The organism is Atribacter laminatus, from assembly GCF_015775515.1.
GTDB lineage: Bacteria > Atribacterota > Atribacteria > Atribacterales > Atribacteraceae > Atribacter > Atribacter laminatus.
The window spans coordinates 2,198,533-2,215,248 of sequence record NZ_CP065383.1 but is presented as its reverse complement, the minus strand read 5'-3'; the positions used below and the strand labels follow the sequence as shown (position 1 = coordinate 2,215,248).

Annotated in this window: 15 protein-coding genes and 1 tRNA gene; 2 read left to right on the top strand and 14 right to left on the bottom strand. The window is 38.3% G+C overall.

Annotated features, from left to right (window positions below; translation table 11 throughout):
* Position 1: 1 nt before the first annotated feature.
* The gene (gene tilS, locus RT761_RS09935) at positions 2 to 1,381 is read right to left on the bottom strand and encodes a tRNA lysidine(34) synthetase TilS (RefSeq protein WP_218111266.1); all 1,380 of its coding nucleotides are present in this window, start codon (positions 1,379 to 1,381) and stop codon (positions 2 to 4) included.
* A 39-nt stretch (positions 1,382 to 1,420) separates the two neighbouring features.
* A tRNA-Met gene (locus RT761_RS09930) sits at positions 1,421 to 1,497 on the bottom strand.
* A 577-nt stretch (positions 1,498 to 2,074) separates the two neighbouring features.
* On the opposite strand from RT761_RS09930, the gene RT761_RS09925 reads away from it, so the two are divergent.
* Positions 2,075 to 3,022 (top strand): PP-loop family protein, encoded by a 948-nt coding sequence (locus RT761_RS09925; protein WP_343073748.1) that lies wholly within the window; start codon positions 2,075 to 2,077, stop codon positions 3,020 to 3,022.
* Positions 3,019 to 4,206: an acetate/propionate family kinase gene (locus tag RT761_RS09920; protein WP_218111264.1), complete on the top strand. Its 1,188-nt coding sequence runs from the start codon at positions 3,019 to 3,021 to the stop codon at positions 4,204 to 4,206. The genes RT761_RS09925 and RT761_RS09920 overlap by 4 nt, the downstream gene beginning before the upstream one ends.
* Positions 4,207 to 4,617: 411 nt before the next feature.
* On the opposite strand, the gene RT761_RS09915 is transcribed toward RT761_RS09920, so the two are convergent.
* The 12 genes from RT761_RS09915 to RT761_RS09860 all read right to left on the bottom strand — a co-directional run bounded on the left by RT761_RS09915 (position 4,618) and on the right by RT761_RS09860 (position 16,712).
* Positions 4,618 to 5,850 (bottom strand): amidohydrolase family protein, encoded by a 1,233-nt coding sequence (locus tag RT761_RS09915; protein ID WP_218111263.1) that lies wholly within the window; start codon positions 5,848 to 5,850, stop codon positions 4,618 to 4,620.
* 13 nt (positions 5,851 to 5,863) lie between these two features.
* Positions 5,864 to 6,544 (bottom strand): ribulose-phosphate 3-epimerase, encoded by a 681-nt coding sequence (gene rpe, locus RT761_RS09910; RefSeq protein ID WP_218111262.1) that lies wholly within the window; start codon positions 6,542 to 6,544, stop codon positions 5,864 to 5,866.
* Positions 6,545 to 6,605: 61 nt separating this feature from the next.
* Positions 6,606 to 7,655, bottom strand: a complete 1,050-nt coding sequence (locus RT761_RS09905; RefSeq protein WP_218111261.1) for a galactitol-1-phosphate 5-dehydrogenase — start codon at positions 7,653 to 7,655, stop codon at positions 6,606 to 6,608.
* A gap of 2 nt (positions 7,656 to 7,657) precedes the next feature.
* Complete coding sequence (locus RT761_RS09900; protein ID WP_218111260.1) at positions 7,658 to 8,695, bottom strand: alcohol dehydrogenase catalytic domain-containing protein; 1,038 nt, start codon at positions 8,693 to 8,695, stop codon at positions 7,658 to 7,660.
* A gap of 377 nt (positions 8,696 to 9,072) precedes the next feature.
* The gene (locus RT761_RS09895; protein ID WP_218111259.1) at positions 9,073 to 9,510 is read right to left on the bottom strand and encodes an OsmC family protein; all 438 of its coding nucleotides are present in this window, start codon (positions 9,508 to 9,510) and stop codon (positions 9,073 to 9,075) included.
* A 66-nt stretch (positions 9,511 to 9,576) separates the two neighbouring features.
* On the bottom strand, positions 9,577 to 10,188 hold the full coding sequence (locus tag RT761_RS09890; RefSeq protein ID WP_218111258.1) for a pyruvate kinase alpha/beta domain-containing protein: 612 nt from the start codon (positions 10,186 to 10,188) through the stop codon (positions 9,577 to 9,579).
* Positions 10,172 to 10,834 (bottom strand): phosphate signaling complex protein PhoU, encoded by a 663-nt coding sequence (gene phoU, locus RT761_RS09885; protein ID WP_218111257.1) that lies wholly within the window; start codon positions 10,832 to 10,834, stop codon positions 10,172 to 10,174. The genes RT761_RS09890 and phoU overlap by 17 nt, the downstream gene beginning before the upstream one ends.
* Positions 10,835 to 11,072: 238 nt before the next feature.
* A complete protein-coding gene (locus tag RT761_RS09880) occupies positions 11,073 to 11,552 on the bottom strand; it encodes a metallophosphoesterase (protein ID WP_218111256.1) in 480 nt (159 codons plus the stop codon).
* Between the two features lie 18 nt (positions 11,553 to 11,570).
* Positions 11,571 to 12,068, bottom strand: coding sequence for a nitroreductase family protein (locus RT761_RS09875; protein WP_218111255.1), 498 nt, complete (start codon positions 12,066 to 12,068; stop codon positions 11,571 to 11,573).
* A gap of 28 nt (positions 12,069 to 12,096) precedes the next feature.
* Positions 12,097 to 12,579, bottom strand: a complete 483-nt coding sequence (locus RT761_RS09870) for an adenosine-specific kinase (protein ID WP_218111254.1) — start codon at positions 12,577 to 12,579, stop codon at positions 12,097 to 12,099.
* Positions 12,580 to 13,296: 717 nt separating this feature from the next.
* Complete coding sequence (locus RT761_RS09865) at positions 13,297 to 15,930, bottom strand: calcium-translocating P-type ATPase, SERCA-type (protein ID WP_218111253.1); 2,634 nt, start codon at positions 15,928 to 15,930, stop codon at positions 13,297 to 13,299.
* Complete coding sequence (locus RT761_RS09860; protein ID WP_218111252.1) at positions 15,912 to 16,712, bottom strand: DUF4032 domain-containing protein; 801 nt, start codon at positions 16,710 to 16,712, stop codon at positions 15,912 to 15,914. Before RT761_RS09860 ends, RT761_RS09865 begins: the two co-directional genes overlap by 19 nt.
* Positions 16,713 to 16,716 lie beyond the last annotated feature (4 nt).

Here is a 16,716-nt window from a genome sequence, read left to right as displayed (position 1 = left end):
TTCACCTCTTATATGCCCTCATCGTGACAATAAGAATGCTTTTGCTATTTTCCTGAACTTGAGCTCTTTCGTCAAGTAAAATTCCGGGTATCCATAGAATCTTTTTTTGATCACATAAAATTGGGATCTTTCTTCTCCAATTTTCAGGAATGCCTTGGCTATGAAAAAATGTTTTTAATTTCTTTTCTTTTCCATTAACTACTACTCGATCTCCATTTAAATAATTCCTTACCAACAAAGGAAATTCACATTTATTCAGATCAATTTCACACCACAAAGTCTTCAAACCAAATTGAACTGTGGAGTTCTTATAAAAAGACTCGATAATTAATCCAATATTTTCTAGTTGATTGCTCCCGGGCATTTTTAAATCGTAAGACCATGTGGGAATATATCCTAATAATAATTCGCCCCGACGAGCATAAATAAAACCATCATCCACCCAAAAAGAAATCTTTTCCGGAAGAATGGTTTGCCCTTTCCCTTTTTTTACAATATATTCCAGTGCTTTAAAATGGGCTCTGGTTATGTGATAGGTATCTCCTTTTACCTGTTTAATTAATTCAATTAAACCTCGTCTTCTTTTGTAGTCAGAAGTTTCAACCAAGCTACTCAGAGGCAAGTAATAAAGTTGACCCTTTTTTTCAATTGGCCACTTCTCTTCTGGATATGTCGAAAGAGATTCTTGAATATTTAATCCCATGCGAAAAATTACGTCTTCAATTTTGGCATTATAGTCCTGTTTTAATAAGGGAATTAATCCATGACGAATTCGATTTCTTAAAAAAGATTTATCAAGGTTTGTTGAATCAACAACATATGTCAAGTTATGCTCTTTTAGGTAGTGGCGAATTTCATCAAGGGTTGTCTTTAAAAGAGGACGTATAAATTTTCCATTTCGAAAGGGCATTCCTCTGAGACCATCTAATCCAGTTCCTCGAATGATGTTCATCAAGATGGTTTCTACCTGATCGTTACGATGATGGCCAAGAGCAATTTTATCAGCTTTCCAGAGCTCAGCAACTTCTTTTAATTTTTGGTAGCGAACTTTTCGAGCAGCTTCTTCTAAAGAAATCGATAGCTCCTTTTTATATGCTCTTATATCATGCTGTTCAACAAATATCTTTAAATTACGTTTTTTAGCCCATTCAATACAAAAATTTTGATCACGGAGAGCTTCTTGTCCCCTCAAGCCATGGTTTAAGTGAAAAAGAGCTAATTGAAATTTGAATTCTTCTCGAAGTTGTTCAAGTATATCGGATAAGGCAGTAGAATCGGGACCACCAGAAAAAGCAACTAAAACTCGGTCTCCCGAAATAATTAACTCCTGCTCTTGAATGAGCCGGGAAACGGATTTAACCAAATAAGGATACTTCTTCATACCAGCGAGGGCTCCTGATAGGAATAACATTGAGGAAACTGGTGGCGGTGAAGGGATTCGAACCCCTGACGCTCCGGGTATGAGCCGGATGCTCTTGCCAACTGAGCTACACCGCCAGCAGTACCTATTATATTCACCAACAGTTCAATTTACAAGTGCTCACAAAGAAAATAATCGTTCTAAAGATAAATAAATGGAACTTCCCCCTAGGTCTAACTTAGGAGGATAATTACATAATGTTGTATCAAAATGATGAGGGCAGACACATAGGCCTGCCCCTACGAAATTTTCAATTTCATTGGTCTAATTGTTCCCTCTTCCTTGATGGAAGAAGGTTGAGAAGCGGTTGAAATTTTACTAATCATCGCTCACAACTCACCGCTCACTGTTTTAGCAGGATAGACGGTTGTATTGCATAGCAGCAGACGAGGATAAAAATACTTATATAAAATCGTCATTGCGAGAAGTTCAACCGTTCTTTGGTTGGACGACGTGGCAATCTCATTTAGCAAATTTTTTTAAAGATAATAAAAAGATGAGATCCTCGTGGCTTCAGAATACGAAGCCTCAGGATGACGGCATTTTTTTAAATCTCTTGTAGAAACTTGATTTGTCATGCCCGCGGTTCTTCAGGATAGAAATTTCTACTTGAATATGTTTTAATTCAAAATAAGTAAGAAATGATCAGCTGAGGTGAAGGGTTTGAAATGTACTGCCTGTAAAGATGAAGCTATTCTTCGTATTAAGCGACACCATGTTGCGTTTTGCCAGAGATGCTTTATTAAATTCATTCAAAAACAAACCATACAAGCTATAAAAAAGTATCAGATGTTTTCAAAAAAAGAACCGGTATTGTTGGCGGTTTCAGGTGGGAAAGATAGTATGGCTTTATGGTCAGTATTAACTGATCTTGGTAACCAGGTAACTGCTATCCACTTGGATCTTGGAATCTCCAATTTTTCCGATAAATCCCTTCAAGCTGTTCAAAAATTCGCGGAAGAAAAAAACCTTCCGCTGGTGGTTATCCATGTAAAAGAACATTTGGGTTTTTCTTTACCGGAATTACAAAAAAAGATCCCTCGGCCTACCTGCTCAGTTTGTGGCCTTGTCAAGAGATATTTACTGAACCATTATGCCTTTCATCATCACTTTTCGGTTTTAACTACCGGTCATAACCTCGATGACGAAGCCGCCACCCTTTTGGGAAACATACTCCGATGGAGAGAAGAATATCTGCAGCATCAAAGCCCGTGCTTACCCAGCGACTACCCAGGTTTAGTAAAAAAAGTAAAACCCTTTTATACCCTTACCGACCAGGAAATCCTCTGGTACGTCCAACAGATGAAAATCCCTTTTTGCGATAGCATTTGTCCTCTCTCTCAAAAAGCTTCCAGTCTTGATTTTAAAAAGGCTCTGAATATTATTGAGGAGCAATCCTTTGGAACCAAACATTATTTTTTATTTCATTACTTAGAAAAAAAGCAATCCCTCTTTCCAGAAAAGCAACCAAAGGTTGTCCTCAATAATTGTTCTTCTTGTGGTATGCCTACCACTCAAGAAAGATGTTCCTTTTGTACATTACTTGAAACCGCCCAAAGCAAATCTCAACTTTGTATTGGAAAGGATGATAATGAGTTATGAAAATTATGGCTTTAAACAGCGGTGGGTCTTCAATCAAATATGAACTCTATGAAATTGAGAAAGAACAAGAAATTTCCCTTGGCCGAGGAGCAATAAAACAATTGTATCGCGATGACTCGCTTTGGGAACATAAGATTAACGGGAAAATATTTCAAACCTCCATGCCCCAGTGTTCTCATGAACAAGGTTTAAAAACCATAATAAATAACATCGTTGAATACGGACCTCTCAACGATTTGAAAGAGCTTAAGGCAATCGGCATTAAGTGCATCAATGGAGGAAATCGAGTCAATTCCACTTCTTTGATTGATTTTCAGGTAATTAGTGCTCTTCAAGAATTAGAAAGCGTTACACCGGTTCACAATTCACCAACATTACTTACCATCGACATTTTCCAAAGGTTTCTCCCTCAAGTCCCTTTGGTTGGAGTTTTTGAAACCACCTTCCACCAAAGCATTCCCTTAGCTCACTATACCTATGGGCTCCCTTTCGAACTTTGTCAAAAACATGGAATTTTTAAATTTGGTTTTCATGGAAATTCCCATCGATATATATCGGAAAAAATATCTCAATTGACTACCGCATCTAGTCGGGTTATTTCCTGCCATTTGGGAAGTGGAAGCAGCATCTGTGCAATTCAAGATGGAAAATCATTAGATATTTCCAGTGGTTTCACTCCGCAAAGTGGAATTATAATGTCCTCTCGACCGGGAGATTTTGATCCTCAGGTTATTACCTACCTCCAAGAAAAAGAGAAGATGAGTTATTCTGCAATCAACGAATTATTGGTGAAGAAGTCAGGTTTACTTGGCATTTCTGGACAAAGTACCGAAATTTGGGAATTGGAAAAAGCTGCTAAAGAAGGAAACGAGCGGGCTTTGCTCACAATCGAGGTTTTTGTTTACCAGGTAAAAAAATATATTGGCTCATTTATCGCTTTAATGAATGGGCTCGATGCGTTGGTTTTTACTGGAGGTATCGGTGAAAATGATTCTTTCGTTCGAGAGAAAATATGCCATAACCTCGATCAAGTAGGGATTGTAATCGACAGTCAAAAAAACCGATCCAACGATCCTCTTCCTAAATCAATTCATAATAATACTTCTCAAGTCGAAGTCTGGGTAATCCCAACTAACGAGGAATTAATGATAGCTCGAGAAACCTATGCTTATCTTCAGGCATAGGTTTCTCGAATACAAAGTTTCAGGTTGTTTATAATTTTAGATACTTTTCATTTCTTTTCTGATAAAAAGATGAATCCTTTTTTTGAAATTTTTCCTTAAAAAAACATCTATGCTTTTTAGTGAAACGAGATGAGGATGAGAAAATCTATTCAGAAATCAATTTCCCCCTTTAGAAAAGGGGGTTAAGGGGATTTGAAAGAATTAGATAAAAAATCGAACCCTTTTCAAACACCCTTTATCTAAAAAAGAGGAATAAAAAAGATTGAGCTCATGAGATTGCCTCGTTGCTTCGCTCCTCGCAATGATGAGTCAGAGTTCCTTCTCCCTTGATGGGAGGGAGAGGTCAATATAACGGGAATTTGGTTGAAATTGTATTTTCGGGAGAGAAAAAAAAGAAAATATTCCAATGGTTTATCTGCTTAAAAACTCCATGGGATTATTGTAAAGAATCATTTTTCCAATTTGTTCGGCTGATGACCGGCTCAAATATTTCTTTTCAACTTTTTCCGCCAATACTTGAGCAATGGTTTTGAGATTATAAAGAATTGACCCAACTGCCCCTTCAGCATTCCAGGAATCTCCTCCCATCATGATTCGAGCTCCACCGGCAGTTTCTATCCATTCCGATAAAGCCAAAACAGCATAGGAAGGTGACATAACCGGTAACCAAACCAAGTCTAAATACAGGTTCGGATAAAAGAGTGACATTGCTCCTGGTTCCCCAACCCAAGGAAAACTCCCATGGAAAAGAGATATTTTTAAGTTATGGTATTCCTCAAAAATATTCCCTAAATGTGAGGCAGCCGTCTCGAAAGCTTTTCCCGGACCGGTATGAATTTGGACCGGTAAACGATAATCTACTGCTTTTTGAAGGCAATAATGGAAAATATAGTCCTGAAAATCTCTCACTTCAGAAGGGAGCTCGGTACCATCTTTTTTATAAAAAGCCTTCTCGGCTTGCTCTTTCTCGACTCTTTCAAAGCGGAGAGTCCGGTCGTAGGCAACCGCACATTTCATGGTCCCGATACCCTCAGCAACTGCTTTTTTAAAAAGTTGATCTATGTAAGCAAGATATTCATCAAATGTATCAATGTGAATTCCCTGTTTGGCCGCTTCAATATGCGGGTTCATTCGGTCATGATTTAATTTTTCTTTTGAATAGCCACAGAACAACGGATCAATTCTAAAAACGGCAAAGTAATGGCTCTGGTCAATATCGAATTCACCTAATTTCCAATATCGATCATGGACAACTTTTTCGACATTGAACTTATCAAATATCCAATAGTTCAACATATTTTTCTTTGAATAACTTTCTCGAATAAGCTGGGATAGTTGATCCCAATTTTCTTCTTTGATTTGATCATCGGAAAAACCATACATATACTGAAAAGCTTCAATGATATACCGTAAAAAAGCACTGGCTGGTATTTTTTTCATTCCTTTTAAAAGACCTTCTCGGGTTACGGTTACAGTATTATGATCCCGTGCACCATACACAATCCAGGGAAGATAACTTTCACGAAGAATGGCAAATAAAATATCCGGATGATCTTGATAAGTATTTTGAGGAAGAAAATGCTCATGGGTATCGATTTTTTTCCAGGTCAAGAGTTGATTAAAAAGATCTTCATAAAAAGACATATTTTTTCACCTCTTAATAAGTTTTTTCACACAGTTCTCTAAATTTTCTAGCAGCAATTTCAATTTCATCTTTTCCAGAAAATATACTAGAAGTCCCAGCAATAAATACGTTGGCACCGGCCTTTTTTAAAAGTGGAACTGTCTTCTCGCCAATCCCTCCATCTACGGCAATATCAATATTTAAATGTCTGGAATCAATCAGGCTTTTGATGATTTGAACTTTTTTAACTACTTCTGGTACAAATTTTTGTCCAACAAATCCTGGATCAACCGTCATAACCAATACCATGTCGATATAAGGAAAAATATACTCTAAAATATCTGGTGGCGTTGAAGGATTTAAGGCTAAACCGGCTTTTTTCCCCAAATTTTTTATAGAACTGACCATCTGATGAAGACGAGATGTGGTTTCAACATGAAAGGTAATGATATCGGCACCCAAGTCGGCAAAAATGGGAATTGACACCTCAGGATTACTGGTCATGAAATGAACATCAAAAAGAAGGCTGGTTTGAGGACGGAGTTTTCGGAGTAAATTGGTACCCAGAGCATAATTTGGTACAAAATGTCCATCCATGATATCCAGGTGAAGCATGTTGACCCCGCCTTCTTCTAACTTCCGAATATCTGATAACAAATCTAAATAATTAGCACAATCCAGGGATGCACTAATTTTTATCGTTTCCTCATTCATGGCTGACTTTCCTCCTTCGGAATTTTTAGTTGATTTATTAAACCTTTTGTGAATCGGTTTTTCATGGAATGATGAGAACCTTGTTGTAGAATACCTTTTTATCTCTCATCAGCTGAATGAACTCAGGAGCTTCTTGTAAAGGAAGACGATGAGAAATGAATGGTTTAAAATTTGCTTGACCTGAATTCTCAAACTCCAAAACCGCTTTCCAATCCGATCCAATATGGGTAAATCGAGAATTCCAGGTTCCGTATAATGTTAACTGTTTTCTCAAAATTAGACTCATATCTTGAGGAGTTAAGGTCACGTTCCGTTCCTGGTTTCCTAAGAGAAGGACCTCTCCGAATTTATGAGTAACTTTCAATGAATTTACTAAGGCAAGGTTGCTCCCCGAAGCCTCACAGGTTAAATCGAAACCCAAAGCTTCGGTATGGCTTTCCACTGCTCTTTTCAATTTTTCTGGTTCGGGAACAATAGCATCATCAAAACCATTCTCTCGGGCAAAATTAACTTTTTGCTGATCGATATCGAAGCCAATTACACGCCTAGTTCCTGAAATTTTTGCCCAGATTCCAAACAACACTCCAATGGGCCCCAACCCAAAAACAGCAACGGTTTTTCCAAATGGTATCGATGACCTCCGCAGAGCATGTAGGGTCACTGCCGCCGGTTCGCTGAAAGCCCCTGATTCATAAGAAACCTTTTCAGGAAGCTCCATACAATTGGCAACCGGAACAGTAACATATTCGGCAAAAGCGCCGTCACGTCGCGAGCCAATATATCCATAATTTTCACACATTTCATATAACCCAATTTGACATAATCGACAATGATAGCAGGGAATAAGGGGAAAAACCGTCACTCTTTTCCCAACCCATTTACCGTCCTGACTGAGATCGCCAACTTCTTCAACTTCTCCAGCAAACTCGTGTCCGGGGATTGAGGGATAATAATAAGCAATATCTCCATAAATTCGAGGAATATCTGATCCACATATACCACAGGCTTTTACCCGTATTAGAGCTTCTCCTTTTTCAGGCTTTGGTTTTGGAACGCTTTGATATTGAATATCGCCCTTTTTCAGTAGAACTAATGCTTTCATGGTATCCATCTTTAGGGGTTCACCACCACTTTCAAGCCTTCTCTTGATTCAGCAGCATGGAAAGCTTCATGAATTTGATCCAAAGGAAAACGATGAGTTATATATTGAGCCGTATGAACCATTCCTCTATCAATGATTTTAATTGCTTTCTTATGATGGCGAGGTAGGCTGCCATGACTTCCTAATATGGTAAGTTCTTTATAATGAATAAGATTACTGGATATGTTGAGTTTTCTAGCGGTTGAAGCTAAGCCTCCAAAAAAATTAATTCGTGCTCGATGCCGTGCTAAAAGGAGAGACTGTTCTTGGGCTTCAGGCGAAGCGCAAGTAATCATGATTACATCAGGCCCTTCGCCCTTAGTTACTCCTTTCACTTTCGCATCAATATCAGGGTCATCACTGAGGAAGTAATGATCGGCGCTATATTTTTTAGCCATATCCAAACGCCTTTGCGACCTTTGAATAACTATGATATTGGTTGCTCCCATGTGTCTTCCTAATTCGATCATCATGCAACCAATTGGACCAGCCCCTATAATACATAGGGTATCTCCAACTCCCAATTGACTCATTTCCAATCCATTAATCGCACAGGCCAAGGGCTCTGCCAAGCTGGCTTCATCAAAGGATAGGTTATCAGGTATCAAATTTACGACCTGTTGGTTTACGGTGAGTTCATTCAAAAGGATATACTCAGCAAAACCACCAGGAAATTGATAACCGACCGCATAATTAATAGCACAGTTGGTTCCCATACCATTCTGGCACCAATAACATTTCCCACAAGGAACATCAGCACCAACGGCTACTCGGTCTCCCACTCCTAGCCGTTCAACACCATCTCCCACTTCAACAACTTCTCCGGCGATTTCATGTCCAACTATTTGAGGATACTTCACACGAGGATTTCCTGAATGCATAATTCGTAAATCGGACCCACAAACTGCACAGGTTTTCACTCGAACTAGAACTTCTCCCAACCCAACTTTATAATCTGGTACTTCTTTAACAACGAGTTGGTCAATTCCTTCTAAAACTGCAGCTTTCATGAGATTCCTCCATTATTTATTTTATAGTTCAGTAATTTTAGCAAAAATAGTAAAAACGATGGATGATCAACAATTCGTCTTGAGCAAAATAAATCATTCAAAACCTTTACTTAGTAAAAAATGAGAAAGCAAGACATGAAATTTAAAGAGTAACTTTTTTATCGGCTTCAATGAATAAAACCTATTAATCAGAATTTTTTTATCAAATCGATTCAAATGAAAAAGCCAGAGGGAATTGTTGCCCTCTGGCTAAAAAATCAACAGCTTACCATTTACACCTCCAACTTGGAAATACACATTGAACGGTAATCTTTAATCAGATCATTTTTTGTCAAGTCGATTCAAATTATACCAATTATTTCATACTTTACTGCTTATTAAGCATTTGTGATGTGACCAGTTACATTTGTTCCGTTTTTCAAAGTATCGGAAACCGGACATCTCTTTTCAATTTCCTCTAAAAAATCCTTAAGTTGAGCTTCGCTTATGTCCCCTTTCACTTTGATACTATATCGTATAGCTTGCATTCCAGGCCTGACATTTTTATCCTGTCCCATAAATCCTCTTGGATCAAGATCACCTTCAACACTAATATCGATTCCTTCAAAAGGTATCTTTTTTTCATTAGCTACCACACAGGCAACAATACCTAAACAGCCAACCAAAGATGAAAGCAATGCTTCTACCGGATTGGGAGCAGTATCTTCACCCCCTAAGGAAGGTGGCTCATCATAAGAAAGTGAAAAGTCACGCACTATCGATTTTATTCTTAAACACCCATCCCAATGTCCACTTGATTTAAAAGTCGCTACCATGTTTTATTCCTCCTTTGATATAATGATTCCGAATTCTCCGTCCTTATTTTTCTCAATAAATATTTTTTAAGAAGGAAAACAGATAACTTCCTTTATTTTCAAATCAAAAAAAGAATTCTGATGAGCCGGTCTTAAAACCAAAGCAGCATCGGCTCCCTGGCTTTGCCCACCGATTGCGACTACATCTTGATCCGATGGAACCGCACCGGCATCAGCTGCCATGATAGTAATTTCAACTGCGACTTTAAACCCCTGGGATATTCTTCGGAAACTTTCAGCAATAATTTCCGGTATACTGATTCCCCCATATTTCTCACGAAAAGAACGGCTTACCCCACTCAAGGCGTGTGATGACATCACGATTGAAATATTTTTCTCGGAAAGAAGTTTTTGAACGTCTTCTGATATGGTTGACGATTGATTATTAAAAAATCCCTGATGGTAAGTCACGGCAATTATTCTTCCATTGTAATGTGATGCCTGGGCTGCCTCTGTTAAACGCAATGCCGTTTCACCGCTTTTAGTCGAGACCAATATTGCTTTCAATTGAAGCAATGAGGCTCTCCCAACAGCTAATTCTAAGGTTTTTTGGGTATTTTCTTTACCAGGTTGAGAAAAATAATGAATTGTCTTTTCAGTTGACCGCTTCATCATTTCGTTCTTATTGGTGAAGTTCAATCATTTCACCAGTTTCCATATAATAAATCCGTTCAGTTATATTGGTAATATGGTCACCAATCCTTTCCAGATAACGGGCGATCATAAGAATCCAAATCGCTTGCCTAGTAACTGAAGGGTCTTTTTCAATGAAATTGACAACTTCCTCATGAACCGCTCGATATAGGGTATCAACTTTATCATCATCTTCAACAACTTTTTGAACTACATTTAAATCTTTCTGAATAAAAGTTGCCGAGGTTTCTTCCAACATTTTTACGACGATATCTGCCATTTTTGGGACATCGATAAGCGGTTTAAAAAGTGGCTTATCGGCAAGTCGGATACTGAATTTGGCAATATCAATCGAATAATCACCAATTCTTTCTACGTCGGTTATAATCTTCATTACAGCAGCTATAACTCGTAAATCTTTAGCTACTGGTTGTTGGAGAGCAATCATTCTCAGACATTTGTCTTCTATCTTATAATTATATGAATCAACGATATCATCCAGTGCAATAACTTCTTTTGCTTTGGCTACATCTCTTTCTTGAAGCGATTCAATCGACATTTGTAACATCTTTTTAGCAGCCTGGGTCATATTTACCAAATCTTCCTGGACCTCTCTTAGCTGACGGGTAAAATGACCTCGAATTATCTCCATTGGTTCTCCTCCCGAAATAATATTTTCCACCGTAAATCATCCCAGGTGCTTTATTCTAATTATCTCACCATCTCATCGATTGTGATTTAAACCAATTATTGATTGAATAACTCAATTTAATAAGGTTATAAGCATAATATACGTTTTTTTACATTTTTTCAATTCACAACATTCGGATAGATGGGGAGAACCCTACTATCCAATAAAACAAAAGAGATCATTATTCATTCCAGAATAATTAAATTTCTAGAAATTCGACTTCTTTTTTCATTAAATCAAATATGGCAACCGAAGCCACTCCAGTAAGGAGGCCACAACACTCCCCAGGGTTCAACAAGAATCGACCTTTTTCTTCCTGTATCTTTTTTTCATGGGTATGACCAAAAATTGATAAGTCATATTTCCCCGATTGAAAAGCCAGTTCGGCTGGATGATAGTAGTGAGAAACCCAAATCCGATAACAATCGACTTCTATTTCTTGATAGTAGGAGCGGACTAATCCTTTTGACTTCTGAAATATCCCCACAACTTCACCATCATTATTTCCCAATACGCCCCACCAGGGAATTGGTAATTCAGCTAATATTGCCACCGAAAAGGGTGCTACAAAATCTCCACCATGAATGATTCCATCAACTTTTTTTTCCCGGAAAATTTGAACTGCATTTCGAATTTTCCCCAAAGCATCGTGAGAATCAGAAAGTATCCCTATTTTCATAGCCTTTAACTCCCATGGTTAAAATGTTTCCCAGTGAATGACCTCGTTAAGTGGTCTTTTCATCTGGTTATCTAAAGTAGCTTTCAGAGGGTATCCCAAGGAAATGAGGCTCACCAGCTGGTATTCTTTTGGTGCTTGTATAAGCTCAAGGATCTTATTTGCATAAGGTTTTTTATCTCCCGCAATCCAGCAAGCTCCCAAACCCAACGCATATGCTGCATTTAAAATGTTGGTTGTCGCTGCGCAACCATCTTCTAGAAAATATTTTACATTTTTACATATAACAATAATAGCAACTGGTGCATCTTGTATAAATTTTCCATGATCAGTTGCTTCTGCTACGGCTTTTTTTATTTTATTATCAGTTAAAACAATGAATTCCCAGGGCTGAATGTTGATCGCAGTTGGGGCTAAACGAGCACAATCGATTATAATTTCAATTTTTTCTTTTTCAACAGTTTTGCTCAGATAACGACGGATTGAACGTCTGGCTTTTAATACTTCTATCGCATTCATACTTCCTCTCCTTTCATCACACTATTTATTACCGTTTATATCCAAACTTTTGGAGAAGTTCCTGGCGTTCAATTTTATCTTTTTCGCTTTCTACTCCTTTGGGTGGAAAACCATCGATAACTCCCATAATTCCATTCCCTTGTTGAGAACGTGCGACTACAATCTCACAAGGGTTAGCTGATGCACAAAATATCCTGCAAACTTCAGGAACCATTTTCAAAGCATTTAAAATATTGATTGGATATCCATCCTTTAGAAAAAGAATAAAACTATGACCGCAACCCAATTTCTGAGCGTTTTTAGTAGCTAAATCGATAAGTTCGGCATCATTGCCTTCACAACGAACCAAGCAGAGGCCAGAAGCCTCACAGAAAGCCAAGCCAAATTTAATCGATGGAGATGAACCAATAACTGTTTCATAAATATCTTCGACGCTTTTTATAAAATGAGTTTGCCCTAATATAAAATTATAGAGTTTGGGATTTTCTAAGGTGATAAGTTCAATTTCCAACTTTCTTTACCTCCTTTGTTTTCTTATGGTTACCTGGTATGGTAATTTTATCTTTTGATTTTTTAATAGTTATTATCCTGTTTATCAATTTGCAGGTATGATAAATTTAGCCCCTACAAAAGAATTAAAAAAAGGGGGAGCGACAATTCATAATACCCAGTCACTATTTAATGTAGCAACATGCCATGGCATGTCGAATCATTGGTTTTTCATCTTCATATGGTTCTGATAGGCAGCATGACACTGTCTATCCTGAAAATACCATCTTATAAATTCCCCCATTGAGGGGGGATAAAGGGGGGTGTGCCTTTAATCGGTCATCCTGAGCCCTCGCTTTTTGAGGGCGTGAGGATCTCATCTTTTAAGTTTTTTCTTCATAAATACTTTAAATGATGAGATTCTTACGTCGTCCGGCAAAAACACCGGACTCCTCAGAATGACTAAGTGGATGGTAGAGATTGCCACGTCGCACAAGACGCTCCTCGCAATGACGGATTTAGATAGGTATTTTCATCCACATCTGGTGCTGCTAAGAGCAGCATGAGGGTCTATCCTGAAAATACCGAAACGTTTTTTAAGGGAATTCTTTTAGAGCAACTAACCAGGATCTCATCCTGGGCTTTCACCCTCATCCTCACCTTCTGGAGAAGGAACTCCGACTCCTCGCAATGACGTTTAAAAAAAGTTATTATTAAAAATTTACCTGCGATCTTCTTATTAAGGATGACGATTTTTATCCCAGATTTTCCAGATTTCGTAAGCAAAAAATGAAATGAAAGAAAATATTATTGTATACATCCATTCCAATCCATTAAGCTGAACGTTAGAAAACACTCGAGCCGCCGAAGGAACGATTACGGTGATTAAAACAATGGCTGCTGATAGTAATGCAGCTTCAATGAGATAGAGGTTGGAACGGAGATTAATCTGCCAAAAATTTCTTTTCTCTGAGCGAAAACTATAAGCTCGAAGGAGTTCTGAAAACGCCAGAGTGACAAATGCCATGGTTCGACCAGTTTCAATTCCACCCATCGATGTTCCGGTAACAAAGGCGATGATGACCGAAATAGCAATAAATACCGAATTAAAGAGGATAATTTTCATGGATTGTGGATTGAGAATCCCTTCCTTGGGGTTACGAGGTTTTCTCATCATAATATCTGGTTCTGGACTGTCAACTCCCAGTGCCATTGCTGGCAAACCATCGGTTACTAAGTTAATAAGCAGTATTTGAACTGGAACCAGAGGACGATGCAACCCAATTAATATCGGTATAAAAATAGCAAATATTTCACCGATATTACAGGCTAAAAGATACATGACGAATTTCCTGATATTATCAAAAATGACTCTCCCTTCCTCAATCGCCTTAACAATGGTAGCAAAGTTATCATCCATTAAAACAACATCGGCCACTTCTTTGGCAACATCGGTTCCGGTGATACCCATTGCTACACCAATATCAGCCTTTTTCAAAGCTGGCGCATCATTCACTCCATCACCAGTCATAGCTACTACTTCATGGTTCTTTTGAAGAGCTTCAACAATATTTAACTTTTGTTCCGGCCATACCCGAGCAAATACTCGAAGTTGTTTGATCTTTTCCATTAGGGTTTCTTGAGAAAGCTTTTCCATCTCTTGACCTGTGATGGCTTCATCTCCGGATTGAAGTAATCCCAAGTCCTGGGCAATGGTTTTCGCGGTGAGGAGATTGTCTCCGGTAATCATAATTGTTTCAATTCCGGCGCTATTGGCTTCTTCCAAAGCTTGCCTTACTTCCGGACGAGGAGGATCAATCATGCCTACTAAGCCATAAAAATTGAGATCGACTTCATCTTCCTGGCTGATTTTCTTTTTATCCGGCATTTCTTTTTCGGCAAAAGCTAAAACTCGCAAAGCTTTCCCGGCCATTTCTTCAATCGTGCTTAGAATGAGTTGTTTTTCTTCTTCTCCAAGAGGATGTTTTTGATCTCCTTCTTGATAAGAACTACAACGATTAATTAAAACATCTGGGGCACCTTTCACTAAAATTCTTTTTTTCCCATTGAACTCATGAAGGGTTGACATCATTTTTCGTTTCGAATCAAAAGGGACTTCGTCCAAACGAGGAAAATCCTGTCTAATCTTTTCCGCGGAATAGCCATTCTTTTCAGCCAACTCGACTAAAGCCAACTCAGTTGGATCACCGAAGCGCTGTACTTTACCATTATCTTTGGCAATTGAGCTATCATTGCAAAGAACTCCGATTTTAATAAGGACTTCGCTGGGTAAAAAAGCTTGTACCTGAGCCTCTTTCTCCTCGTCATTCATTTGAAAAACTTCTTGAACAGTCATTTGGTTCTGGGTTAAGGTTCCGGTTTTATCGGTGCAAATCACGGTAGCACTTCCCAAGGTCTCAACTGCAGGTAGTTTGCGAATTATGGCATTACGTTGACTCATGCGCGTGACACCCAAAGCAAGTACTATGGTTACTATGGCTGGAAGACCTTCTGGAATTGCGGCTACTGCTAAACTTACTGCGGTCATAAACATGTCAAAAGTTTGCTCCCCTCGGATGATTCCAACTACGAAAACCACTCCACAAACGATTAAAGTTAAATATCCTAACAGCTTTCCCAGGCCGGCTAAGCGTTTCTGAAGAGGGGTAATGACTTCTTCTTCTTTTTCTAATAATTGAGCTATTTTCCCTATTTCCCGATTCAGTCCGGTTTCGGTAACAACTCCTTTGGCACGACCATAGGCGACAATAGTTCCTGAATAGGCCATATTAATCCGATCAGCAATGGGTAGATCATCCGCCACTGGTTCAATTACTTTTTCAACTGGTACAGATTCGCCGGTAAGGCTCGCTTCATCAACACGTAAGTTATATGCTTCAATCAACCGTAAATCAGCTGGTATATAATCACCTTCATGAAGGAGGATAATATCACCAGGAACTAATTCTTCTGATGATATTTTTTGTAACGATCCATCGCGAATTACATCACACTCGGGAACCGACATTTTTTTTAAAGCATCCAACGCTTTACTAGCTTTTCTTTCTTGACTAACTCCTAAAACAGCATTTATGATTAATATGACAATAATAACCGTTGCATCGGTGGTTTCGCCCAACAAACCCGAGATAACTGCAGCTGCAACTAAGATAAGGATTAAAAAGTCTTTAAATTGGTCGATAAACATCCCTAAAATGGTTTTTCTTTTCCCAGTAGGAAGAGCATTTCGACCATTATCGATGAGCCTTTTTTGAGCTTCTTCAGTTCCTATGCCTTTTTCAAAGTCAGTTTTAAGTTGCTGGATGACTGCCTGAGACGTAAGTGTATGCCAGTTTATTCCTTTTTGATCCACGGTAAAACCTCCTCCAACAAGCCCTCGAATTTTTCTATCAAGGATTTCTTCTCTTCAGGTTCATCTTTTCCTAAAATTTCCTCAATAAAACCCTGCATTGCATTGTCAAAGCCAATATCATAGCCCTCTTTTTGACTTTTATACCATTTATAGTCAAGAATAAAACAAAAAATATCACCTAAGGTTTTCCCCTGGTATACATCCTCTAAGCCTTTTTCTACAATACACTGAACTGCAGGTGTATAGACCGAAAGGAACCAATTCAAAGCAGCTTCATTTATGGCAACTTTTCTCTTGAGAAATAACTCCATTCGTTGAGCATAGTCATGGATATAGTTAATAAATGTATCATAATGACGAGGTTCGGTTAAGTCGATTCCTTTCAATCCGGTTAGGTTTTCAAACTCAATTCTCTTTTTCCTAAGAGTTCGGCTTTCTTTTCTTTCGCTTGGGAAAAACTCAATTACCTCGGCATCAATGAACTCTACACCAAGTTCTTTGGCAATTGCCACTCGATGATTTCCATCCAAAACATAATATTCATTACCAACTTTATACACAATTATGGGGGGAACAACATCACCTTTTTCCATAATTTTTCTTAATCGATAATACCGAACATCGGGATTTTTCAATTTAAATCCACTTAAAAGGTCCTGTACTCGACCCACACTTCCAACAATATTCTTTACCTGAATAGCGTGAATTCCCCGATAGGCTCGGTTCGATAAATTCAATTTTTTTGAGACAACTCCAAACCCTTTAACCGGTTGAGCTCTCATTACG

What these genes read in the sequence shown, in the direction of transcription:
- tilS (WP_218111266.1), bottom strand. Translation starts at nt 1,381, where the DNA reads ATGAAGAAGTATCCTTATTTGGTTAAATCCGTTTCCCGGCTCATTCAA.
- RT761_RS09920 (WP_218111264.1), top strand. Translation starts at nt 3,019, where the DNA reads ATGAAAATTATGGCTTTAAACAGCGGTGGGTCTTCAATCAAATATGAA.
- RT761_RS09915 (WP_218111263.1), bottom strand. Translation starts at nt 5,850, where the DNA reads ATGTCTTTTTATGAAGATCTTTTTAATCAACTCTTGACCTGGAAAAAA.
- rpe (WP_218111262.1), bottom strand. Translation starts at nt 6,544, where the DNA reads ATGAATGAGGAAACGATAAAAATTAGTGCATCCCTGGATTGTGCTAAT.
- RT761_RS09905 (WP_218111261.1), bottom strand. Translation starts at nt 7,655, where the DNA reads ATGGATACCATGAAAGCATTAGTTCTACTGAAAAAGGGCGATATTCAA.
- RT761_RS09900 (WP_218111260.1), bottom strand. Translation starts at nt 8,695, where the DNA reads ATGAAAGCTGCAGTTTTAGAAGGAATTGACCAACTCGTTGTTAAAGAA.
- RT761_RS09895 (WP_218111259.1), bottom strand. Translation starts at nt 9,510, where the DNA reads ATGGTAGCGACTTTTAAATCAAGTGGACATTGGGATGGGTGTTTAAGA.
- phoU (WP_218111257.1), bottom strand. Translation starts at nt 10,834, where the DNA reads ATGGAGATAATTCGAGGTCATTTTACCCGTCAGCTAAGAGAGGTCCAG.
- RT761_RS09880 (WP_218111256.1), bottom strand. Translation starts at nt 11,552, where the DNA reads ATGAAAATAGGGATACTTTCTGATTCTCACGATGCTTTGGGGAAAATT.
- RT761_RS09875 (WP_218111255.1), bottom strand. Translation starts at nt 12,068, where the DNA reads ATGAATGCGATAGAAGTATTAAAAGCCAGACGTTCAATCCGTCGTTAT.
- RT761_RS09860 (WP_218111252.1), bottom strand. Translation starts at nt 16,712, where the DNA reads ATGAGAGCTCAACCGGTTAAAGGGTTTGGAGTTGTCTCAAAAAAATTG.